Genomic DNA, 22621 nt, shown 5'->3' with positions numbered 1-22621 from the left:
ACCGCACCCCCACCACGCGACGAGCCCTGCGATGTGGCGGCCTTCCGCGAGGTATGGCCGCCACATCGCAGGGCTCGTCCGGGGTCGGGGCGGGCGGGGATCGTCCGGATCAGATCCGGGCGAGGGCCGCCGTCGGGTCGTGGAGGCAGTCCGCCACGAACGTGAGGAACGCGCTCGCGGTGGCGCCGTCGGTGACGCGGTGGTCGAAGGTCACGGTCATCTCGGTGACCTTGCGGACCACGATCTCCCCGTCCACGACCCACGGGCGGTCGATGATCCGGCCGATGCCGAGCATCCCGGCCTCGGGCACGTTGATGATCGGCGTGGCGCCGTCCGTGCCCAGCGGGCCGTAGTTGTTCAGCGTGAACGTGCCGCGGGTGAGCTCGGCCGGGGCGGCCCGGCCCGCGCGGGCGCGGCTGACGGTGTCGTTGATCGCGGCGGTGAGCTCGTCCGCGGACAGCTTCTCCGCGTGCTCGACGGACGGCACCATGAGGCCGCGGTCGGTCTGCACGGCCAGGCCGAGGTGGACGCCGTCGACCTCCACGATCTCGTCCTGGCCGTCCGCCCCGGCCTCGATGCGCGCGTTCATCACCGGGTACCGGCGCAGGCCGGCCAGGGTGAAGCGGGCAATCAGGCCGAGCAGCGAGGGCGCGTTCTCCGGGTCCTTCGCCTTGAGCGCGGCCCGCAGCTCGAGCAGGGCGGTGACGTCCACGTCCAGCCACGCCGTGACCTCCGGGACCTCGCGGCGCGAGCGGGAGAGCTGGTCCGCGATCACCTTGCGCACCCCCGAGATCGGGGTGCGGGCGACGACGGCCAGGCCGGTCCGCCCGTCCACGGCGCCCGGCTGCGCGGCGGCCTCGGCCGCCGGGACGGCTGCGACCGACGGGGCCTGGGCCGGGGCGGCCTGCGGGGCGGAGCCCTCGGCCGCGGCGAGCACGTCGGCGCGGGTGATCAGGCCGTCCGGGCCCGTGCCGGTCAGCGCGGCCACGTCCACGCCCTTCTCGCGGGCGAGCTTGCGGACGATCGGGGAGGTCACGCGCGGGGCGCCGGCCCCGGCCGTGGGGGCCGGTGTCGGGCGGGTGGCGCCGCGGCCGCGCTTGGACGGACGGCTGCGGGAGGTGGCCCTGTGGCCGGAGGTGCCGTAGCCGATGAGCACGGCGCCGGAGGCCTCGTCGTCGGAGCCGGCGACGTCGCCGTCGCCGCCGCGGGCCTTGTCCGGCTTCGGCTGGACGCCGGCCATCTCCTCCTCGCGGTAGCTCAGCGCGCCGGGGCGGGCGGCCTCGGCAGCGGCCGCACCGGTGGCCGGCGGGACGGCCAGGGCCTCGGTGCCGGCGGCGGGCGCGGAGCCCTCACCGGACTCGCCGGCCGCGCCGATGGTGATCAGCGGGCTGCCGACGTCCATGGTCTCGCCCTCGGCGCCGTGCAGGGTCAGCACGGTGCCGGCGTACGGGCTCGGCACCTCGACGAGGGCCTTGGCGGTCTCGACCTCGACCATGGGCTGGTCGACGGCCACGGTGTCGCCCTCGGCGACGAGCCAGCGGACGATGTCGGCCTCGGTCAGGCCTTCGCCCAGGTCGGGCAGCAGGAAGGTGTTGCTCATGCGCGGGCCTCCTCGGCGTCCAGGTCCCAGTTCAGGTCGTCGATCGCGTCCAGGATGCGGTCGATGTTCGGCAGGTGGTGCTCCTCGAGCTTCGGCGCGGGGAACGGGATGTCGAAGCCGGTCACGCGGCCCACGGGCGCCGCCAGCGAGTGGAAGCAGCGCTGTTGGATCCGGGCCACCAGCTCGGAGGCCACGGACGCGAAGCCCTGCGGCTCGGCGACGACGACGGCGCGGCCGGTCTTGGCGACCGAGGCGGCCATCGTGTCCTCGTCCAGCGGGTTCACGGTGCGCAGGTCCACGACCTCCACCGAGAGCCCCTCCTCCGCGGCCGCGTGGGCGGCGGCGAGGCAGGTGGGCACGGAGGGGCCGTAGGAGACGAGGGTGACGTCCGTGCCCTCGCGGACGACGGCGGCGCGCGCCCAGGCCTCGCCGTGCTCCTTCTTGTCCTCGACGCGGGCCCAGCCCTCCTCGAACTCGGCGCGCAGCTGGTCGAGGTCGAGCTCGGCCTTGGTCCAGTACATCTTCTTGGGCTCCATGAAGACCACCGGGTCGTCCAGGCGGATGGCCGAGCGCAGCATCATGTACGCGTCCTTCACCGAGGCCGGGGTGTACACCTTCAGGCCCGGGGTGTGCGCGTAGTAGGACTCGGAGGAGTCGCAGTGGTGCTCCACGCCGCCGATGCCGCCGCCGTAGGGGATGCGGATGGTGATCGGCATGGGCGTGGCGCCCTTGGTGCGGTTGCGCATCTTGGCCACGTGCGAGGCGATCTGCTCGAAGGCCGGGTACGCGAACGCGTCGAACTGCATCTCGATCACGGGGCGGGCGCCGCCGAGGGCCATGCCCACGGCCATGCCCGCGATGCCGGACTCGGCCAGCGGGGTGTCGAAGCAGCGCTCCTCGCCGAAGCGCGCGGTCAGCCCGTCCGTGATGCGGAAGACGCCGCCGAGGGTGCCGACGTCCTCGCCGAACACCACCACCATGTCGTCGGCGGCCATCTCGTCGGCCAGCGCCGCGTTGAGCGCGGCGGCGAAGGTCAGGGTCGCCATGCTCAGGCCTCCTGGTTCTCGGAACGGGACAGCTCCTCGGCCAGCTGCGCGCGCTGGGCGGCGAGCTGCGGGGTCTGCACGGAGTAGACGTGGTCGAACAGCTCGAGCGGATCGAGCTCCGTCTCGGCGTTCATGGCGTCGCGCAGCTGCTGCGCGACGTCCTCGGCGTCGCGGGCGATCTGGGCCGAGACCTCCTCGGTGAGGGCGCCGGTGGACTCGAGGTAGGCGGTCATGCGGCGCAGCGGGTCGCGCGCCTCCCACTCCTTCACCTCGGCGTCGTCGCGGTAGCGCGAGGGGTCGTCCGTGTTGGTGTGCGCCTGCATGCGGTAGGTGTCCGCCTCCACGAGGAAGGGGCCCTGGCCCTGCCGGCACAGCTCCACGGCGCGGCCCAGCACGGCCAGCAGGGCGCCGAGGTCGTTGCCGTCCACGCGCTCGCCGGCCAGGCCGTAGCCCACGGCCTTGTGGGCCAGGGACGGGGCGGCCGACTGCTTGGCGAACGGCACGGAGATGGCGAACTTGTTGTTCTGCACGAAGAAGATCACCGGCAGCTTGAACACGGCCGCGAAGTTCAGCGCCTCGTGGAAGTCGCCCTCGGAGGTGCCGCCGTCGCCGACCATGGCCAGGCACACGACCTCCTCGCCGCGCAGACGGGCGGCCTTGGCCATCCCGACGGCGTGCAGCATCTGGGTGGTCAGGGGCGTGGACTGGATGGAGACGTGGTGCTTCTGGGGGTCGTAGCCCTGATGCCAGGTGCCCTGGTAGGCCACCATCACCTCGAGCGGCGGGACGCCGCGGGCGATCACGGCCACGGTGTCGCGGTAGGTCGGGAACAGCCAGTCGTCCTCGCCCAGGCAGACGGCGGCGGCGACCTCGGAGGCCTCCTGGCCGTGCGAGGACGGATAGACGGCCATGCGGCCCTGGCGCACCAGGGCGTAGGCCTGGTCGTTGACGCGGCGGCCGATGACGAGGTGGCGGTAGGCGGCCAGCAGCTCCTCGTCGGAGGGCAGGGGATACTCGTGGCCGGGCTCGGTGCCCTGCTCCTCCGGGGCCAGCAGCGTGCCGTCCTCGCCGATCAGCTGGATGCGGCGGGCGGCGGGGAGCAGGTACTCCTCGAGGGAGATGCCGAAGGCGGCGCCGGCGTTCGGGCGGGTCTCGGCCTCGTCGGTCCGGGCGGCCCCGGGCACGGCGGGGGTGGGGTCACTCATGGCGGGTCCTCTCGATCTGTGGCCTTCAGTGTGCCCAAGAGGGTCAATGTGTCGCTCGCCCGCCCGGGATCACGAGACGATCCGGGGCAAACCAGGCACTCCATCAGACGAACTGCTATGGTGACTCGTGCCACGTAGACGGTCCGCCGCCGCGTGGCCGACCCCGTCCGCCCCGCCCCAGGAGGAGCCATGGCCGCCGAGCCGCTGGACCGCGTGGACCGCGCGATCGTCCGCGAACTGACGCAGGACGGGCGGATGTCCGTCGCGGCCCTGGCCGAGCGCGTGCACATCTCCCGCGCGCACTGCTACTCGCGCCTGAACCGCCTGCAGGACGCGGGCGTGATCACAGGCTTCACCGTGCGGGTCGACCCCGTCAAGGTCGGCTTCGGGGCCTCCGCCCACGTGACCATGAAGCTGCGTCAGCACGACTGGCGGGAGCTGCGCGCCACGCTCCTGGCCATCCCCGAGGTCTCCCACGTCTCCCTCGTGGGCGGGAACATGGACGTGATCCTGCTGGTCCGCGCGCGGGACACCGCCGACCTGCGCCGCGTGATCTTCGACGAACTGCAGACCCTGCCGAGCGTCGTCGACACGCAGACGTACATGGTGTTCGACGACCAGGCCTCCGGGCAGACCATCCCCCCGGACGAGACCGCCGACTGAGCCGACGGCCCGGCGCCCCGGTCAGCGGGAGCGCACGACGACGGCCGGCGGGTCCGCCACGGCCCCCGGCCCGCGCGGCAGCACCGCGGCGAACACGACCGCTCCGAGACCGCAGACGACCGCGAGGGAGCCGACGCCGACGGCCAGCCCGGCCGCGGCGGTCACCCCGGAGAGCAGCAGCGGCCCGGCGAGCATCCCCGCGTCGGACATCGAGCGCCACAGGCCGAGGAACTGGGCGCGCGCGTTCGGCGGCGAGTGGTCCGCCCCGAGGGTCATCACGATCCCCGCGCCGAAGCCGTTGCCGATGCCCAGCAGCACCGCCGCCGCCGCGAACGCCGTCGGCTCCCGGGTGAGGCTGACGGTGAGGAACCCCGCCCCCAGCAGGGTCAGGCACGGCACCGCCACGGCGCGCCGGCCGAAGCGGTCCATGAGCCGGCCCGAGGGGTAGAAGAGCAGCAGGTCCGCCGCGCCGGCCAGGCCGAAGACGAGCGACGCCGTCGCCGCGTCCAGGCCCAGGTGTGTGGCCCACAGCGGGATGACGGCGTTGCGCGCCGCGCGGGCGGCGGAGACGGCCACGACACCGAAGCCGGCCGTGAGCAACGCTCCGCGCCGGGCGCGCGCCACGTCCAGCAGGCGGGGCCGGCCGGCCGGGGCGGACTCCTCCCCCGCCGCCGAACCGGACGCCGGCACCGGCAGATCCCGGATCCGCAGGCACAGCAGGGCGCCGACGGCCATGGCCGCGGCGGCCGCGGCGAACGCGCCGTCCAGCCCGAGCGGGGCCTGCGCGGCGGCACCCAGGAACGGGCCCAGGAAGGTCCCGATCCGCACGGTCCCGCCGAGCGTGGACATCGCGCGGGCCCGGTGCGTGGCCGGCACCGCCACCGCCAGGTACGCCTGGCGGGCCAGGTTGAACCCGGCCCCGGCCATGCCCACGGCGAGCACCGCGGCCAGGAACAGCGCCAGCCGCCCCGGCTCGGCCACCCCCGCCGCCGACGGCCCGGAGGACACCCCGGCCGTCGTCGCCCAGGCCAGGCCCGCGCCGGCCGTGCCGAGCACGGCGGAGACGACCATGGTGACCCGCTCCCCGCCCGGGCCGCGAGCGCCGAGGCCGGCCCGTTGGCCACGAGCGAGCCGAGCCCCACCAGCAGCACGACGGCGGCCGCCCGCGCCGCGTCCAGGCCGAGGGCCAGCGCCGCCACCGCGAGCGCGGGCGTCATGGCGCCCAGGCCGACGGCGTAGACGGTGGAGGGGGCGTAGATCTGCACGGCGTCGCGCAGCGCCTCCCGGGTGCGGGCGGCGGAGGCGGAGCGGGGACGCATGCCCGCGAGCGTAGCGGGACGGCACGCGCGCGATCGTCGTGGGACCGGGTCACTACGCTGGTGCCATGGCCTCCCGCACCGCCTCTCCGCCGCCCTCGCCCGCCCCGTCCCCCGCCGCTGCCCGCGGCGCCCTGGACCGGTACTTCCGCATCACCGAGCGCGGCTCGTCGGTGGGCCAGGAGTTCCGCGGCGGCCTCGCCACGTTCCTGGCGATGAGCTACATCGTGGTGCTGAACCCGCTGATCCTGTCCGGGCCCGACTCGGCCGGGAACACCCTGGGCATCCCCGCCGTGGCCGCCGTGACCGCGCTCGTGGCGGGCATCATGACCATCGTCATGGGCGTGTGGGCGCGGCACCCGTTCGCGGTGGCCGCGGGCCTGGGCGTCTCCGCGTTCGTCTCCATCACCATCGCCACGACGCCGGGGCTCACCTGGCCCCAGCTGATGGGCCTCGTCACCGTCGCCGGTCTCGTGATGCTGCTGCTCGTGGTGACCGGCTTCCGCCGTGCCGTGTTCGACGCGGTCCCGGAGGCGCTGAAGTCCGGCATCGTGGTGGGCATCGGCCTGTTCATCGCACTGATCGGCCTCGTCAACGCCGGGTTCGTGCGGCGGCTGCCGGACGCCGCCGACACCACGGTCCCGGTGGGCCTGGGCACGGGCGGCGAGCTCGAGGGCTGGCCCGTGCTGGTCTTCGTCGTCGGGCTGCTGCTGACCGCGGTCCTCGTGATCCGCAAGGTGCGCGGCGCCATCCTGATCGGCATCGTCGCGGCGACGATCCTCGCCAACGTGCTTGAGGCCGTGTTCCACATCGGCCCCTCCGTGGACGCCGACGGGAACGCCGTGCCCACGGGCTGGTCCCTGATCGCCCCCTCCCTGCCCGAGTGGACCGCCCCGGACCTGCACCTGCTCGGCAGCGTGGACCTGTTCGGCGCCTTCACCTCCGTGGGCGGGCTGATGGCCTCCCTGCTCGTGTTCGCGATCCTGCTCTCCGTGTTCTTCGACGCGATGGGCGTCTCCGTGGGCCTGGCCCGCGAGGCCGGCACCGTGAACCCGGACGGCTCCATCCCCGACCTGAACCGGGTGCTCGCCGCGGACGCGCTCGCGGTCGCCGTGGGCGGCGGCGCCTCCGGCTCGGCGCACCAGATCTTCGTGGAGTCCGGCACCGGCATCGGCGAGGGCGCCCGGACCGGCCTGGCCTCCGTGTTCACCGGCCTGTTCTTCCTCGCGGCCGTGTTCCTCTCCCCGCTCATCCACCTCGTGCCGTTCGAGGCCGTGGCCCCCGCGCTCGTGGTGGTCGGGTTCATGATGTGCCAGCACGTGGTGCAGATCGACTGGTCCGACCCGGGCGCGGCCTTCCCCGCGTTCCTCACGTTCATCCTCATGCCGTTCACCTACTCGATCGTCAACGGCATCGGCGCCGGCGTGGTGGCCTACGCGGTGATCCGCACGGGCCAGGGCCGCGGCCGCGAGGTGCACCCGCTGCTGTGGTTCGTGGCGCTCGCGTTCGTCGCGTACTTCGGGCTCGGCGTGGTCCGGGCGGCGCTCGGCCTGAACTGACCCGCCACCCCCGACGGCGGCGCACCGGACCGGTGCGCCGCCGTCGTCGTGTGCGGCGCGGGGGTGTCGGCCCCGCCCCGCGCGGCGTGATGGGATGGGCCGCATGCCCCAGACCACTACGCACGCCCCCGTCCCGCCGTCCGTTGCCGCCGAGCCCGTGACCCGCCGCCACCACGGCCACACGTTCCAGGACGACTTCGAGTGGCTGCGCGGCAAGGCGGAGCCCCGCGTGCTCGAGCACCTGGCCGCCGAGAACGCGTACACCGAGGCCGTGACCGCGGACCAGGCGCCGCTGCGCGAGGCGATCGTCGGCGAGATCAAGGCCCGCACGGTGGAGACGGACCGCTCCGTGCCCGCCCGCCGGGACGGGTGGTGGTACTTCGTGCGCACCCGCGAGGGCGCCGAGTACCCGATCCACTGCCGCGTGCCCGCACGCGACACCGGTGACCTCGAGGCCGACTGGACCCCGCCCGTCATCACCCCGGACGCCGCCCTGCCGGGCGAGCAGGTGATCCTGGACGGCAACGCCGAGGCCGAGGGCCACCCGTTCTTCGCGCTCGGCGGCCTGCACATCAGCCCGGACGCCACCCGGGTGGCCTACGCCGTGGACCACACCGGCGACGAGCGCTTCACCCTGCGCGTGCGCGAGATCGCCACGGGCGAGGACCTGCCGGACGCGGTCGAGAACGTGGCCCACGGCGTCCGCTTCGACCGCTCGGGCACCCGCGTGTTCTACACCGTGTGGGACGACTCGTGGCGGCCGTACCAGGTCAAGGCGCACGTGCTCGGCACCGACCCGGCCGAGGACGTGCTCCTGCACGAGGAGGCCGACCCGGGCATGTGGACCGGCTTCGAGGGCGTCGCCGACCGCACCCAGCTGCTGATCGGCGTCGGCAACTCGGAGGTCTCCGAGACCCTCGTGGTCGATCTTCCGGAGGACCCCGCCGCACCCCTGCCCGCCCCGCGCGTGCTGATCCCCCGCGCGTGGCGGATGCTCGCCGACGTCGAGCCCGTCACCGACGCCGACGGCGTCCGCCGGCTGCTCGTGGTCCACGACCGCGCCCTGGACGACGACGGCGCCCCCGTCGCCGCGCCCAACGGGATGCTCTCGGTGGTCGCCGAGGCGGACGTCGCCGACCGCGGCGCCTGGCGCACGGTCGTCCCGCACCGCGAGGACGTGAAGGTCGACGGCGTCATGGTCACCCTGACCCACGCCGCCCTGGCCGTGCGCCGGGAGACGACCCCGCGCGTCGTCGTCGCCGAGCTGGACGCCGTGCTGGCCGGACAGGCCGCGCACTGGCGCGAGCCCGCGTTCGACGAGGAGCTCTACGCGTGCCATCTGTCCGCGACGGCGGCCGAGTCCCCGTTCCTGCGGCTGGCCTACACGTCCTGGATCACGCCCGCGCGCGTGCTGGACGTCTCGGCGGCGACAGGCGAGGTGCACCTGCGCCGCGAGACGGAGGTGCCCGGCTACGACCCGGCCGACTACGTGGCCGAGCGGGTGTGGGCGCCGGCCTCCGAGCCGTCGTCGGTGACCGGGGAGGACGTGCGGATCCCCGTCACCGTGATCCGGCACCGCGACGTGAACCCGGACGGGACGGCCCCGTGCGTGGTGTACGGCTACGGCTCCTACGAGCTGTCCATGGACCCCGTGCTGGGTGTGGCCCGGCTGTCCCTGCTGGACCGGGGCGTGGTGTTCGCGGTCGCGCACGTGCGCGGCGGCGGCGAACTGGGCCGGCGCTGGTACGAGGACGGCAAGAAGCTGGCCAAGCGGCACTCCTTCACGGACTTCGTGGACGCCACCCGGCACCTCGTGGACCTCGGCTGGGCGGACCCGGCGCGCGTGGCCTGCATGGGCGGCTCGGCCGGCGGCCTGCTCATGGGCGCGGTGCTGAACCTCGCGCCGGAGCTGTACCGGGCGTGCCTGGCCGTGGTGCCGTTCGTGGACGCGCTCACCACCATCCTCGACCCGGAGCTGCCGCTGTCCGCGCTCGAGTGGGAGGAGTGGGGCAACCCGATCGAGGACGCGGCCGTGTACGAGGCCATGCGTGCCTACACCCCGTATGAGAACGTGCGGGCGGTGGACTACCCGGCCATCGCCGCGGTGACCTCACTGAACGACACCCGCGTGCACTACGTCGAGCCGGCCAAGTGGGTGGCCCAGCTGCGGCGGACGATGACGAGCGACCAGGCCACGCCCCTGGCCGAGGGCGGCGCCCCGATCCTGCTGCGCACCGAGATGGACGGCGGCCACGGCGGCGCGTCCGGCCGGTACCAGGGCTGGGAGGACACCGCCTGGGAGTACGCGTTCCTGCTGACCGCGCTGGGGGCGACCCGCCGCGTGGTGTGACGGGGGCGGGGTGTTCGCCCGGAACCGGTCAGTCTCCGGCCTCCCCGGACCCGTCGCCCGCGCGGACCTGGGCCAGCGCGTCGGCAGCGCGCAGCAGCGCCAGGTGGCTGAACGCCTGGGGGAAGTTGCCCGCCATGCGGTCCTGGCCGTCGTCGTACTCCTCGGCCATGAGGTCGAGGTCGTTCGCGCACGCGTCGAGCCGCTCCATGAGGGCGTCGGCGTCGTCCAGGCGGCCGGTGCGCGCGTACTGCTCCACGAGCCAGAAGGCGCACGCGAGGAACGGCGCCTCCTCACCGGGCAACCCGTCGGAGCCGTCCGGGCGGTAGCGCAGCACCAGGCCGGTGTCCGTGACGAGCTCCTCCTCGATCCGCCGCACGGTGGCGAGCATGCGCGGGTCGTCCGGGGGCAGGAACCCGGTGTGGGGGATCTGGAGGAGGGAGGCGTCCACCGCATCCGAGCCGTAGGTCTGGGTGAAGTGGCCGTCCGCGTGCACGCCGCGGGTGAGGATCTCCTCCCGCAGCTCGTCCCGGTGGCGCTCCCACGCCGCGGTCTCCGCCTCCGTGGCGGGCACGCCGTGGGTGGCCACGGCGTGCAGCGCACGGTCCAGCGCGGCCCACATCTTGACGCGGCCGTGCGTGAAGAAGGCAGGCTCCCCGCGCATCTCCCACAGCCCGTGGTCCGGGTCCTCCCGATGCGCGACAACGCGCTCCACGAGCCGCTTCTGCAGCGGCCAGGACCACTCGTCCTCCGGGACGCCGGCGTCCCGGAGGGCGCACAGCGCCATCATCACGGTGCCGATGACGTCCGCCTGCCACTGGTCCGCGGCGCCGTTGCCCACGACCACGGGCCGGGAGTCCGCGTGGCCGGGGAGGTGCTCGAGCTCGCGCTCGGGCATGTACCGCTCCCCCGAGAGCGTGTACATGACCTGCACCTCGTGGGGCTCCCCCGCGATGGCGCGAAGCAGCCAGTCGCGCCAGGCCGTCGCCACCTCCACGTGTCCGTACGCGAGCAGGGCCTCCAGTGCGAGCGCCGTGTCCCGCAGCCACACATAGCGGTAGTCCCAGTTCCGGACCCCGCCGATGTCCTCCGGCAGGCTCGTGGTCGGGGCCGCCACGATGCCGCCCGTGGCCCGATGCGTGAGCCCCTTGAGCACGAGGAGGGACCGCTGGACCCGATCGGCGAGCGGGTCGTCCGCCCGCGGGGCCTCTCGGGTCGACTCCTCCAGCCAGCCGCGCCATCTGCGCACGGTGGCCTCCAGCACGTCCTCGGCGCGGGGCGCGGAGGGGGCCATGCCCCACGCCGGGTACCAGGTCAGGCACCACTGGGCGGACTCCCCGGCGACCAGCTCCGTCGTGCCCTCGTGATGCCCGTCCACCGGCTCCAGGTCCGGCCCGTGCACCGCGAGCGCGTCCCCGCCGGCGACGACGGCCAGGAACGACTCCCCGTCTGCGTCCTCCTGACGCGAGACCCACGGCTCGACCTCGCCGTAGTCGAGGCGGGCGAACACGGACTGCGTCACGCGCACGCGTCCCGCGAGGCAGCGGACCAGCCGCATGACGTCGGCCCGCGGCGCCGCCTCGGACGCCCCGGTCCCGTCGGGGCCGCCGTCGTCCCCCTGGGCGTCCCCCACGCCGTCCGCGTCCATGAGCGGCATGAAGTCCAGCCCCTCGGCCTCCCCGGACGGCGACCGCCAGAGGGTGCGCAGCACGAGGGTGCCCGGCAGGTAGGCGCGCTCCGCGACCTCGCCGTCCTCGATCCCCAGGCTCCACTCGCCGTGCTCCCGCGTGCCGAGGAGCGAGGTGAACACCGAGGCCGAGTCGAAGCGGGGCAGGCACAGCCACGTGATCGCCCCCTCCCGGGACACCAGTGCCCCGCTGAGCTGGTGGGACAGGAAGGCGTGGTCGTCGATGCGGGGCTGGGCGCTCATGCAGGGCAGTCCATCACCCCGGGGGAGGCGGGGCCAGTCGAGGGCGCGGCGTGGACCCACGACGACGTCACCGAGAGAATGGCGTGGTCGGCCGGGTCCCTCCCGGCCGCCGCCCGCGCACCCGCCCCGCTCCCCCGTTCCGTTCGCCCGCCCCGTCCAGGAGGACCCATGCCCGACGTCCAGAACCCCTGCCCCGCCGGAGCATCCCCGGCACCCGACGACGACCGGGCCGCCGCGTCCGTGGCGCTCGTGATCGTGGGCGCGACCGGTGACCTGACCCGACGGCTCCTGCTGCCGGGGCTGGCCCGGGCCCTCACCGTCCACGACCTGCCGGAGGTGACCCTGGTGGGCTCGGCCCACTCGGACGGCCATTCGCTCGAGGAGTGGCGCGGCGTCATCGAGGAGGCCGTGGGAAAGACGGATCTGGACGCCGACGCACGGGCGGGCCTCGTCGAGCGCGCCGTCTGGCGCACCGCCGACGCCTCGGACCCCGAGGACCTGGGCGCCCTGCTCGTCGCCGCCCGCGAGGCCGCCGGGGAGGAGGCCGTCGTCGTGCTGTACCTGGCGCTGGACCCGGACCTCGCCGCCGAGGCGTGCGCGGCGCTCGAGCAGGTGGAGGACCGCCCGGAGGGGCTGCGCATCGTGCTGGAGAAGCCGTTCGGCTCGGACCAGCGGTCGGCGCGCGAGCTCAACGCGCTGCTGGGGCGGATCGCCGAGGAGGAGGACGTGTTCCGCGTGGACCACTTCCTCAGGGAGTCGATGGTCTCGGGCCTGCTCACCCTGCGCACCGCCAACCGCGTGCTGGAGCGCGTGTGGAGCGCGGCCGACGTCGAGCACGTGGACATCGTGGCGGACGAGTCCCTGGCCCTGGAGGGGCGCGCCGGGTTCTACGACGGCACCGGGGCTCTCGAGGACATGCTCCAGTCCCACCTGCTGCAGGTGCTGGCCATGGTGGCCCTGGAGCCCCCGCGGCGTCTCACCCCGGACGCGCTGCAGGACGCCGTCGTCGAGGTGCTGCGGGCCACGCGCGTGCGCGACGACGACGCGGTCGCCTCCTCGCGCCGGGCCCGGTACACCGCGGGGACGGTGGGAGGCCAGGACGTGCCCGACTACGTCGCCGAGGAGGGCGTGGACCCGGAGAACGGGACCGAGACGCTCGCCGAGGTGGAGCTGGAGGTCCGGACCGACCGGTGGGCGGGCGTGCCGTTCCGGCTGCGGTCCGGCAAGGCGCTCGAGCCGCGCCGCTGGGAGGTCGTGCTCTCGCTGCGGCCGCCCGAGGGGGTGCCCGCGGGGCTGGAGGCGGCCGCGGGGCGGGAGCGGATCGTGGTGGGACTGGACCCGCGGGCCCTGCGGGTGGAGCTGGCCGTGGACGGGCCGGACACCCCGTTCGTCGCGGAGCGCAGCGTGCTCGCGGCGGACCTGGCCGAGGAGGACGTGGACGCGTACGGCGAGGTGATGCGCGGCGTGCTCACCGGGGATCGGATGCTCTCGGTGGGAGGCGCCGCCGCGGAGGAGTGCTGGCGCATCCTGGCCCCCGTGATCGAGGCGTGGGACGCGGGGCGGGTGCCCCTCGACGAGTACGCCGCCGGGTCCTCGGGGCCGGAGGACTGGCCGGAGAGGTGATCCGCGGGAGTGACCGTGGGTCGCACGGCGGCGAGGGGGACGGCGTCGTGCGGTGCGGGCCGGCGGCTCCGCCGACTGTGGGCGGCCCACCCCCGTCTCGCCCGGCGGGCCTAGACTCGGGCCCCATGAGCACCCCGCAGCCCGACGCCGCCCGCCCCGACCGCGACCGCCTGCCCGAGCAGGTCTCCGACATCTTCGACCCCACGCGCTGGCGCGTGGTCGAGGGCTTCGACTTCGAGGACCTGACCTACCACCGCCAGGTGGAGCGCGACGCCGACGGCCGCTGGGTGCGCGACCTGCCCACGGTGCGCATCGCCTTCGACCGCCCCGAGGTCCGCAACGCGTTCCGGCCCGGCACCGTGGACGAGCTCTACCGCGCTCTCGACCACGCCCGCATGACCCCGGACGTGGGCACGGTGCTGCTCACCGGCAACGGCCCCTCCCCCAAGGACGGCGGCCACGCGTTCTGCTCCGGCGGGGACCAGCGCATCCGCGGCCGCGACGGCTACCGCTACGCCGAGGGGGAGACGGCCGAGACCATCGACCCGGCCCGCGCCGGACGCCTCCACATCCTCGAGGTCCAGCGCCTGATGCGCACCTCCCCCAAGGCGATCATCGCCGTCGTGAACGGCTGGGCGGCCGGCGGCGGCCACTCGCTGCACGTGGTCGCGGACCTGACCCTCGCCTCCCGCGAGCACGGGAAGTTCAAGCAGACGGACGCCACCGTGGGCTCCTTCGACGCCGGCTACGGCTCGGCCCTGCTCGCCCGGCAGGTGGGCCAGAAGCGCGCCCGCGAGATCTTCTTCACGGCGCGCGAGTACTCGGCCGAGGAGATGGTGGCCATGGGCGCGGTGAACGAGGCCGTGGACCACGAGCGCCTCGAGGAGGTCGCCCTCGAGTACGCCGCGGACATCAACCGTCAGTCCCCGCAGGCCCTGCGCATGCTCAAGTTCGCGTTCAACCTTCCCGACGACGGCATGGCCGGCCAGCAGGTCTTCGCCGGCGAGGCCACGCGCATGGCCTACATGACGGACGAGGCCGTGGAGGGCCGGGACGCGTTCCTGCAGAAGCGCGACCCGGACTGGTCCGCCTTCCCGTACCACTTCTGACCGACCGCCACGGCAGGACGGGGACCCGCCCATGCTCGCACTGCTCAACGACCAGCCCATCCTCGTCCTCATGGCCACCGTCGCCCTGGGCGCCGCCGTCGGCACCATCCCCCTGGGCAAGATCCGCCTCGGCGCCTCGGGAGCACTGTTCGTGGGCCTGCTCGTCGGGGCGGTGCTGCCCGACGTCGGCGACCGGCTGGCCCTGTTCCAGAGCTTCGGCCTGGCCCTGTTCGCCTACCTGATCGGGCTCGGCGCCGGCAAGGTGTTCTTCCGGGACCTGCGCCGCAACCTGCCCCTGATGCTGGCCGCCGTCGTCGTGGTGATCCTCACCGCCTTCACGGTGCACCCGCTGGCCGCGCTGCTCAACCTGGACCTGCCGACGGCGATCGGCGTGTGGACGGGTTCGCTCACCGCGACGCCGGCGATGGCGCTGGCGAACCAGCTCACCGGCGGGCAGGCCCCGGCCGTGGGCTACGGGCTGTCCTACCTGGTGGGCGTGGTCGGCACCATCATCGCGATCACCCTGCTCGCCGCCCGCCCGTGGAGCAGTTCCCCGCGCGATCCGGCGCCGGTGACCGACGGCAAGCTGCGCTTCACCGCCGCGGTCGCCACCTCCGCGCTCGCCGTGCGGGAGATCCCCGGGATCTCCGAGGGACTGGTGCGCGTGGTGGCGCTGCGCCACGGCGGCGTGGCCCGGATCGCCGGCTCCGCCGACCGGATCGAACCCGGGGACGAGGTCGTCCTGGACGGCACGGAGAAGAACATCGACGCGGCCGTGCAGGCCTTCGGCCGCCGCACCGACGCCGACCCGGCGCGGGTGATGACCCCGCTGCAGACCTCCATGGTCATCGTCACGGCCCGCGCCCTGGCCGATCGCCGCCTGGGCACGCTGTCCCTGCGCGAGCGCTTCGGCACCGACGTCGCCCGGCTGCGGCGCGACGACGTCGAGTCGCTGGCCACCCCGCAGACCGAGCTCAAGGTCGGCGACCGGGTGCTCATCGTGACCACCGCGCCGCGGATGGAGGCGGTGCGCGACTTCTTCGGCAACTCGACCCGGGGGCTCTCGAACCTGGACTGGATCTCCCTGGGCACGGGCATGGCGCTGGGCTACCTGCTGGGCTTGGTGACGATCCCGCTTCCGGGCGGGGCCTCCTTCTCCCTCGGCCCGGCGGCCGGGTGCATCCTCGTCGGCCTCGCCCTCGGTGCGATCGGTCGAACGGGACCCACGGTGTGGGAGCCGTCCACGGAGATCGCGCTGACGCTGCGGCAGTTCGGCCTCATGCTCTTCCTGGGCGTGGTGGGCCTGGCCGCCGGCCCGGCGTTCATCGAGACGGTGTTCACCCGGGTCGGCGGGCTGGCCATCCTGATGTCCGCCGTGCTCACCGCGCTGACCGCGGCCCTGCTCATCGCCGCGGCACGGCTGCTGGGGCAGTCCGTGGATCGCACCTACGGGGCGCTGGCGGGCATCACGGGCCAGCCGGCGATCCTGGACTACGCGCTCTCCCGGTCCACCGACGCCCGCGTGACCGAGGGGTACGCCCAGCTGTTCGCGCTGATCATGGTGGTCAAGATCGCCACCGTGCCGTTCATGCTCTGACCGGCCGGGCGGATCCGGTCCGCCGGGCGGGTCCGTCCGACCGTCGGGCCTCCTACACTCGGGGCCATGCCCGCCACCGCCGATGCCCTCGCCCGCGCCACGGACGCCCTCGCGGCGGCCTTCGACGGCGGCGCCCCCGTCGAGCTGACCGCCGACGGCGCCGCGCTCCCCCGGCCCGAGGCCCGCGACCCGCGCCGCTGCGGGGACCCGGACGCCGTCGCCGTGGTGCGCACCTCCGGGTCCACGGGCACGCCGAAGCAGATCGTCCTGACCGGCGCGGCCCTGCGCGCCTCGGCCGCGGCCACGGCCCGGCGGCTCGGCGGCGAGGGGGCGTGGCTGCTGGCCCTCGGCGTGCACTACGTGGCCGGGCTCGCCGTGCTCTCCCGCTCGATCGCGGCCGGGACCGCACCCGTGGCCCTGCCCCCGGGCCCGTTCACGCCCGCGGCGTTCGCCACCGGGGCGGCCGCCCTGCCCGACGATGCCGGCCCCCGGCTCGTCTCGCTCGTCCCCACCCAGCTCGCCCGCCTCCTCGCGGCCGACGCCGACCCGGCCGGGCGGGCGGCCCTGCGCTCCTTCGACCGCGTGCTCGTGGGCGGCGCCCGGCTCGATCCCGCGCTGCGGGCCGCGGCCGAGGCGGCGGGGGTGCGCCTCACCGCCACCTACGGCATGGCCGAGACGTGCGGCGGCTGCGTCTACGACGGCGTGCCGCTGCCCGGCGTCGCCGCCGCGGTGGCCCCGGACGACCCCGACGCCCCGCCGCGCGTGCGCCTGGCCGGGCCCATGGTGGCGGCCGGCTACCTCGACGACCCGGCCCGCACCGCCGCCCACTTCGTCACCGCCGCGGACGGCGCCCGCACCTTCCTGACCGAGGACACGGGCGTGCTCTCCCCCACCGACGACGGCGGCGTGCGGCTGGCCGTGACCGGCCGCCTGGACGACGTCGTCATCACGGGCGGGGTGAAGGTGTCCGCGGCGGCCGTGACCGCGGTGCTCGAGGCGCACCCGGGCGTCGCGGCGGCCCACGTGGCCGGCGTGCCGGATCCCGAGTGGGGCGCCCGGCTGTGCGCCGCCGTCGTGCCCGCCCACCCGGCCGCGGCCCCCGACGAGGCCGTCCTGCGCGCCCACGTGCGCGAGGCGCTGGGTGCGGCCGCGGTGCCCAAGACGTGGCTCGTCCTCGACGCACTGCCGCTGCTCTCCACCGGCAAGACCGACCGGCAGGCCCTGGCCGCCCGGTTCACCGCCGGCTGAGCGCCGCCCCGCCCGCGTGGGAGAATGAGCCGGGCCCGGCCGACGTCGGGCCCCGGCCGTGCTCCGCCGTCGACCCGGCCCGCCGCGCGCCGCTGCCCACCCCGCTCCCCAGGAGGAACCCCCGCCCATGGCCGCCACGCTCTCCCAGTGGGTCGCCGCCGCGCGCCTGCGCACGCTGCCCATGGCGATCGCCCCCGTGATCGTCGGTTCGGCCGCCGCCGCGGAGCTCGGCTCCTTCCACCTCGGCGCAGCGCTGCTGGCCCTCGTGGTGTCGCTCGCGCTGCAGATCGGCGTGAACTACGCCAACGACTACTCGGACGGCATCCGCGGCACCGACGACGAGCGCGTCGGCCCCTTCCGGCTCACCGTCTCCGGGCTCGTGCCCGCGGTCCAGGTGAAACAGGCGGCCTTCGCGTCCTTCGGCCTCGCCGGGCTGGCCGGCCTGGGGCTCATCCTGCTCTCGGGGCACTGGTGGTTCCTGCTGGTCGGCGTCGCCTGCGTGCTGGCCGCGTGGTTCTACACCGGCGGGAAGCGGCCGTACGGGTACCTCGGCCTCGGCGAGGTGTTCGTGTTCGTGTTCTTCGGGCTGGTGGCCGTCCTCGGCACCACGTACACCCAGGCCGACGCCGTCAGCGGCCTGGCCTGGGCCGGCGCGATCGGCTGTGGGCTGATCTCCACGGCCCTGCTCATGGCCAACAACATCCGGGACATCCCCACGGACCGCGAGGTCGGGAAGATGACGCTGGCCGCCCGCCTGGGCGACGGACCCGCGCGGGCGTCCTACGCCGTCATGCTGGCCGTCGCCCTGCTGCTGCCGCTGTTCTGGGTGGCGGTGCACCCGGGGCTGCTGCTCGTGCCGATCGGCGGCCTGCTCGCGATCCGGCCGATCCGCACGGTGCTGCGCGCCGACGACCGCCGGGCGCTGATTCCGGTGCTGCGCGCGACCGGCGTGATCGGGATCGTCTACGCGATCACGTTCACCCTCGGCGCGCTGCTCTGAGCCGCACGGGATGACGGCGGCGCCGGCGGCGTCATCCGCCCCGTCGCCCCGCGGGGCTCACTCGCGGAACCGGCCCTCGGTGTAGGCGTCCTCGGCGTCCGCGTCGGCGGTCTCGGTGCGGCCCCGGCGGCCCGGGCGGCCCTCCCACGCGGCGGACAGGTCCTCGGTGGCCCCCGTGCGCAGGCGGCCGAGGAAGAGGTAGCTGATCGCGAACGTCAGGATCGTGGCCGCGATCACCCCGAAGATCATCCCGAGGTCCATCACGTAGTAGAACAGCGCCCACAGGGCGACGAAGACGACCACGCGGACCAGACCGTAGAAGAAGATGCGCACCGGTCCATCCTACGAGGACGGACGCCCCGCCCGCCCGCCGACCCCACAGCCCGCGCCTAGACTGGCGGGATGGGCCGCTTCATCATCCCCGCCGCGATCATCCTCGCCGGACTGACCCTCTACGCGCTGTTCGAGGCGCTGCTCACCCCCGCCCGCGAGGTGCGCAGCCTGCCGAAGACGGCGTGGGTGGCGGTCATCGTGCTCGTGCCGCTCGTGGGGCCGCTGCTGTGGCTGCTGCTCGGCCGCGCCCGCCCGGCCGGCGCGGGCGGACGGGCCGCACCCCGGCCCTCCGGGGCCCCGGACGACGACGAGGCGTTCCTGCGCAGCCTGCGCGTGCAGCGCCGCCAGGACGCCCGCGAGCAGGACCTGGACCGCCGCGAGGCCGAGCTGCGGGCCCGCGAGGAGGAGCTGCGCCGTCGTCGGGAGCAGGGCGACGACGACGCCGACCCGGACGGCGACGGGCCGCGCGCCTGAGGGGCCCCGCCGGACTCAGCCGGGCAGACCCGCGTACGAGTGCAGGCCCGGGAAGTACGTGTTGACGATCGTGTAGTTGAACACGATGCACAGGAAGCCCACGATGCTCAGCCACGCGGCGCGGGCACCGGTCCAGCCGCGGGTGGCGCGGGCGTGCAGGTACGCCGCGTACACCACCCAGATCACGAAGGTCCAGACCTCCTTGGTGTCCCAGTTCCAGTAGCGGCCCCACGCGGCCTCGGCCCAGATCGCACCGGCGATCAGCGTGAAGGTCCACATGACGAAGCCGACGGCGTTGAGGCGGTAGGACCAGTTCTCCAGCCCCTGCGCGGCCGGCACGAGGCGCAGGAACGCCCACGAGCGCTCGCCCGCCGCAGCGCGCTTCTCCGCGCGGTCCTGCAGCAGCTGCAGCACGGACATCGCGGCGGTCAGCGCGAACAGCGAGCTGGCCAGCACGGCGATGGACACGTGGATGACGAGCCACGGCGTCTGCAGCGGCGGCTGGAGGTGGCCCACCGGCGTCGGGAAGCCCATGGTGGCCGCGCACATCATCGCCACGACGATGCCGGTGACGAACGTGCCCACGAAGCGCAGATCCTTGCGCAAGAGGAACAGCAGGTAGACGGTCGTGATCACGAGCGCGCCCGTGGTCATGAACTCGTACAGGTTGCCCCACGGCACGCGGGAGGCGGCGAGGCCGCGGGCGACGACGGCGAACGCGTGCAGCGCCCAGCCGACGGCCAGCACGGCCACGGCCACGTTGGCGACCGGGCGGCGGCCGCCGCCCGTGTAGTCCATGTCCTCGTCCACGAGGTCGTCGTCCGCGTCGACGCCGGGCTCGGCGGCGGCCGGCCGGGCCGTGTCGGAGTCGCTCGCGCCGACCGCCGTGGACCCGCCGACGGCGACCCCCACGGTCTCGCGGGCCGGAGCGGTGCGCACCTGCCCGCGCTGGGCCGCGAGGTCGGCCTCGAGGCGGCGGATGGTGGCCGAGGCGGTGGCCATGTCGATGGTGAACAGGATGAACGCCGCCGCGTACACGAGCGCGGCGATGAGCATGAAGAGGTCGCTGTACAGCGCCAGCTGCTCGTTCACGGGGGCCGTGGGGTTGAACACTGTCAGTCTCCTGATCGGGCGTCGGCGGGGCCGGCGGGGGTCTCGGGGGCGGTGGGGGTGGACTGGGGGGCGGCACCGGCCGCGGCGTCGTCGGCCGTCTCGGTGGCGGCGACGGGCCACCAGCGCTCCATGGCCGAGCGCAGGGCCACGTGCTCCTCGTGCAAGCCGAACTCCTCGCCGCGGGCGAGCAGCGCGTACTCCACGCGGGTGCGGCCGGCCTCGTCGGTGCGGGCGCGGACCCACACGCGGCGGCGGCGGACGAACAGGCTGATGACCAGCCCGAGCAGGGCGGTGCCGGCGAACACGCCGACGCCCCACTTGCCCGGGTCGTAGTGGATGTCCAGGCCGACGTAGCGGCGGACGCCGTCGAAGCTGATGGAGCCCTTGCCCTCGGGCAGCTCGTACGTCTGGCCCGGGCTGAGCACGATGCCGCCGTTCTCGTTGGTGCGGCTGTTGAGCTCGGTGAGGGATGCGGTGTCCAGCACGTACACGTTCTGCGGGCGGCCGGTGTCCAGGCCGAGGTCCCCGTAGTACGAGTTCAGCTGCAGCTCCGGGTTGAGCAGCTCGGGGTCCGCGGAGAACGCGGCGCCTTCCTCGTCCTCCACCGCCGAGGGCAGGAAGAAGCCGACGAAGCCCAGCTGGTCCGGCCGCGCGTCGGGGACCTTGATGGTGGCCTGCGAGCCGTAGTTCTGGTCGAACACGCGGGTGACCACGGGGCCCTGGAAGGCCACGTCCCCGGCGCCGTCGCGGATGGTCACCACGGGCGCGTAGCCGTTGCCCACGAGGTAGACGCGCACGCCGTCGATGTCCAGCGGCTGGTTGACCTTAAGGATCTGGCGCTGGAGCTCGCCGCCGGTGCCCTCGCGGACGTCCATGACGGCGGTGTAGTCCAGCGGCTGGCCGTAGGTGGTCTCCGACTGCCGCTCGAACACGGCGTCGAACGAGTCGAGGGTGAGGGAGAACGGCTGGAGGTCGTCCGCGCTGAAGTAGGTGCCGGGGGTGAAGGAGTCGTAGGCCACGAGGTTGTTGGCGAAGCCCTCGCCCTCCACGATGATCTTCTGCCCGCCGTACTTGGTCATGCCGCCGTAGGCCATGAACACGAGCACGCCGATCAGCGAGACGTGGAACAGGATGTTGCCGATCTCGCGCAGGTATCCGCGCTCGGCGCCCACGGACGCGCCGCCGGCCTCGGGGCGGTGCTCCACGCGGTAGCGGCGCTTGCGCAGCCACGCCTGGGCTCTGGCCACGGCCTCCTCGGGGCCGGGGCCGCCGTCCTCCAGGACCACGACGCCGGAAGCCGGCAGGCGCGTCAGGTTGCGGGGGTGCGGGCCGGGGGCTGGCGCAGGGCCTTGGCGTGCTGGATGGCGCGCGGCCACACGCAGCCCACGAGGGAGACGAACAGCAGCAGGTAGATGGCCGAGAACCAGACGGAGTTGTAGACGTCGAAGAACTGCAGGGCGTCCAGGACGGGGCCCCACACGGGGTTGTCCTCGATCCACTGGTCCACGATCTCGGGGCCGGCACGGCGCTGGGGCACGAGGGAGCCGGGCACGGCGGCGACGGCGAGCAGGAGCAGCAGCATGAGCGCGGTGCTCATGCTGGTCAGCTGGGTCCAGATCCAGCGCAGGGTGCCCGCCAGGCCGAGGCGCGGCAGGGTGACGGGCTCGGAGCGCGTCCGGGCGGCCTTGGAGCTCACAGGGGCATCTCCCATTCGTTGGCGAACCACAGCTGCAGCTGCGTGGTCCAGGCGGTCCAGACGCCGGTGACCATGAGCAGGCCCAGCGCGATCAGCAGGGCGCCGCCGAGGCGCATGATCAGCACGCGGTGCCGGAGGAAGAACCCGAGGGCCCGCATGCCGCGCTCCATGCCGAGGGCCATGAGCACGAACGGCAGGCCCAGGCCGAGGCAGTAGAGGAAGGCGAGCAGGGCGCCGCGGCCCACGGAGCCGGAGCTGGCCGTGGACATGGCCAGGACGGCGGCCATGGTGGGGCCGATGCACGGCGCCCAGCCCAGGCCGAAGGTCATGCCCAGCAGGGGCGCGCCGACCAGGCCGGCGGCGGGCTTGAAGTGGACGCGGCGCTCCTGCTGAAGCCGGCCGCCGCCGCCGAGGAACACGAGGCCCATGAGCATCACGAGCACGCCGAGCACGGGGGTGACCCAGGCGCCGTCGCGCCGCAGCCAGACCATGGCCTGGGTGAACACCACGGTGATGCCCACGAACACCACGGCGAACCCGAGCACGAACAGCACGGAGCCGAGCACGAGGCGCCCGCGGCGGCGGCTGGTGAGCACGTCCCCGCCGAGGCCGGTGACGTACCCGAGGTAGCCGGGCACGAGCGGCAGCACGCACGGGGAGAGGAAGGAGATCAGGCCGGCCAGCACGGCGATCGGCGCGGCCAGCAGCAGGGAGCCGTCGAGGGCGATCTCGGCGAAGGGGTTGCTCTGCATGGACACGGCG

General features: G+C 74.4%; 17 protein-coding genes and 1 pseudogene. 9 read left to right on the top strand and 9 right to left on the bottom strand.

All coding sequences use genetic code 11. From position 1 onward, the window contains the following. Window positions 1–109: 109 nt before the first annotated feature. From POD19_RS05810 to POD19_RS05800, 3 genes are read right to left on the bottom strand one after another with little or no spacing between them, the layout of a single operon-like run. Entirely contained in the window at window positions 110–1600 is a 1491-nt protein-coding gene (locus tag POD19_RS05810; protein ID WP_340309369.1) for a dihydrolipoamide acetyltransferase family protein, read from the bottom strand. After that, window positions 1597–2646: an alpha-ketoacid dehydrogenase subunit beta gene (locus tag POD19_RS05805; RefSeq protein WP_036316710.1), complete on the bottom strand. Its 1050-nt coding sequence runs from the start codon at window positions 2644–2646 to the stop codon at window positions 1597–1599. Before POD19_RS05805 ends, POD19_RS05810 begins: the two co-directional genes overlap by 4 nt. A 2-nt stretch (window positions 2647–2648) precedes the next feature. Beyond that, complete coding sequence (locus POD19_RS05800) at window positions 2649–3851, bottom strand: thiamine pyrophosphate-dependent enzyme (RefSeq protein ID WP_036316708.1); 1203 nt, start codon at window positions 3849–3851, stop codon at window positions 2649–2651. 189 nt (window positions 3852–4040) lie between these two features. Here POD19_RS05800 and POD19_RS05795 point away from each other — a divergent pair, with 189 nt between their 5' ends. Beyond that, complete coding sequence (locus POD19_RS05795; protein ID WP_036316705.1) at window positions 4041–4514, top strand: Lrp/AsnC family transcriptional regulator; 474 nt, start codon at window positions 4041–4043, stop codon at window positions 4512–4514. A gap of 21 nt (window positions 4515–4535) precedes the next feature. Here POD19_RS05795 and POD19_RS05790 read toward each other — a convergent pair whose 3' ends face one another. After that, on the bottom strand, window positions 4536–5585 hold the full coding sequence (locus tag POD19_RS05790) for an MFS transporter (RefSeq protein ID WP_340309368.1): 1050 nt from the start codon (window positions 5583–5585) through the stop codon (window positions 4536–4538). 313 nt (window positions 5586–5898) lie between these two features. Here POD19_RS05790 and POD19_RS05785 point away from each other — a divergent pair, with 313 nt between their 5' ends. Together POD19_RS05785 and POD19_RS05780 are read left to right on the top strand one after the other, a co-directional pair. Continuing rightward, window positions 5899–7389, top strand: a complete 1491-nt coding sequence (locus POD19_RS05785) for an NCS2 family permease (RefSeq protein WP_036316717.1) — start codon at window positions 5899–5901, stop codon at window positions 7387–7389. 103 nt (window positions 7390–7492) lie between these two features. Then, entirely contained in the window at window positions 7493–9739 is a 2247-nt protein-coding gene (locus POD19_RS05780) for a S9 family peptidase (protein ID WP_036316702.1), read from the top strand. Window positions 9740–9767: 28 nt separating this feature from the next. Here the strand turns inward: POD19_RS05780 and POD19_RS05775 are convergent, their stop codons facing one another. Further along, complete coding sequence (locus tag POD19_RS05775) at window positions 9768–11666, bottom strand: glycoside hydrolase family 15 protein (RefSeq protein WP_070709599.1); 1899 nt, start codon at window positions 11664–11666, stop codon at window positions 9768–9770. 168 nt (window positions 11667–11834) lie between these two features. Here POD19_RS05775 and POD19_RS05770 point away from each other — a divergent pair, with 168 nt between their 5' ends. The 5 genes from POD19_RS05770 (at window position 11835) to POD19_RS05750 (ending at window position 18243) form a co-directional block, all read left to right on the top strand. Further along, on the top strand, window positions 11835–13289 hold the full coding sequence (locus POD19_RS05770; RefSeq protein ID WP_083325339.1) for a glucose-6-phosphate dehydrogenase: 1455 nt from the start codon (window positions 11835–11837) through the stop codon (window positions 13287–13289). 125 nt (window positions 13290–13414) lie between these two features. Then, window positions 13415–14398: a 1,4-dihydroxy-2-naphthoyl-CoA synthase gene (locus POD19_RS05765; protein WP_051995303.1), complete on the top strand. Its 984-nt coding sequence runs from the start codon at window positions 13415–13417 to the stop codon at window positions 14396–14398. A gap of 31 nt (window positions 14399–14429) precedes the next feature. Continuing rightward, window positions 14430–15995 carry an aspartate:alanine exchanger family transporter gene (locus tag POD19_RS05760; protein WP_144820109.1) on the top strand — a complete coding sequence of 522 codons (1566 nt, stop codon included), beginning with the start codon at window positions 14430–14432 and terminating at the stop codon, window positions 15993–15995. Window positions 15996–16061: 66 nt separating this feature from the next. Continuing rightward, a complete protein-coding gene (locus POD19_RS05755; RefSeq protein ID WP_144820110.1) occupies window positions 16062–17243 on the top strand; it encodes an AMP-binding protein in 1182 nt (393 codons plus the stop codon). 127 nt (window positions 17244–17370) lie between these two features. Beyond that, window positions 17371–18243: a 1,4-dihydroxy-2-naphthoate polyprenyltransferase gene (locus POD19_RS05750; RefSeq protein ID WP_036381010.1), complete on the top strand. Its 873-nt coding sequence runs from the start codon at window positions 17371–17373 to the stop codon at window positions 18241–18243. A 57-nt stretch (window positions 18244–18300) separates the two neighbouring features. Here the strand turns inward: POD19_RS05750 and POD19_RS05745 are convergent, their stop codons facing one another. Beyond that, entirely contained in the window at window positions 18301–18576 is a 276-nt protein-coding gene (locus tag POD19_RS05745) for a DUF4229 domain-containing protein (protein ID WP_036381007.1), read from the bottom strand. Between the two features lie 69 nt (window positions 18577–18645). On the opposite strand from POD19_RS05745, the gene POD19_RS05740 reads away from it, so the two are divergent. After that, window positions 18646–19050 carry a PLDc N-terminal domain-containing protein gene (locus POD19_RS05740; protein WP_036381004.1) on the top strand — a complete coding sequence of 135 codons (405 nt, stop codon included), beginning with the start codon at window positions 18646–18648 and terminating at the stop codon, window positions 19048–19050. 15 nt (window positions 19051–19065) lie between these two features. Here POD19_RS05740 and ccsB read toward each other — a convergent pair whose 3' ends face one another. The 3 genes and pseudogenes from ccsB to POD19_RS05725 form a co-directional block, all read right to left on the bottom strand. After that, on the bottom strand, window positions 19066–20163 hold the full coding sequence (ccsB, locus tag POD19_RS05735; RefSeq protein WP_049147932.1) for a c-type cytochrome biogenesis protein CcsB: 1098 nt from the start codon (window positions 20161–20163) through the stop codon (window positions 19066–19068). A gap of 2 nt (window positions 20164–20165) precedes the next feature. Next, window positions 20166–21874 (bottom strand): annotated as a pseudogene (gene resB, locus POD19_RS05730) (cytochrome c biogenesis protein ResB). Beyond that, entirely contained in the window at window positions 21856–22611 is a 756-nt protein-coding gene (locus POD19_RS05725) for a cytochrome c biogenesis CcdA family protein (protein WP_069941757.1), read from the bottom strand. The pseudogene resB and the gene POD19_RS05725 overlap by 19 nt, the downstream one beginning before the upstream one ends. Window positions 22612–22621 lie beyond the last annotated feature (10 nt).

Source organism: Micrococcus sp. GPGPB33, assembly GCF_037853785.1.
Taxonomy (GTDB): domain Bacteria; phylum Actinomycetota; class Actinomycetes; order Actinomycetales; family Micrococcaceae; genus Micrococcus; species Micrococcus luteus.
Note: the sequence above shows the minus strand (reverse complement) of the source record. Positions and strands in the feature narration are given on the sequence as shown.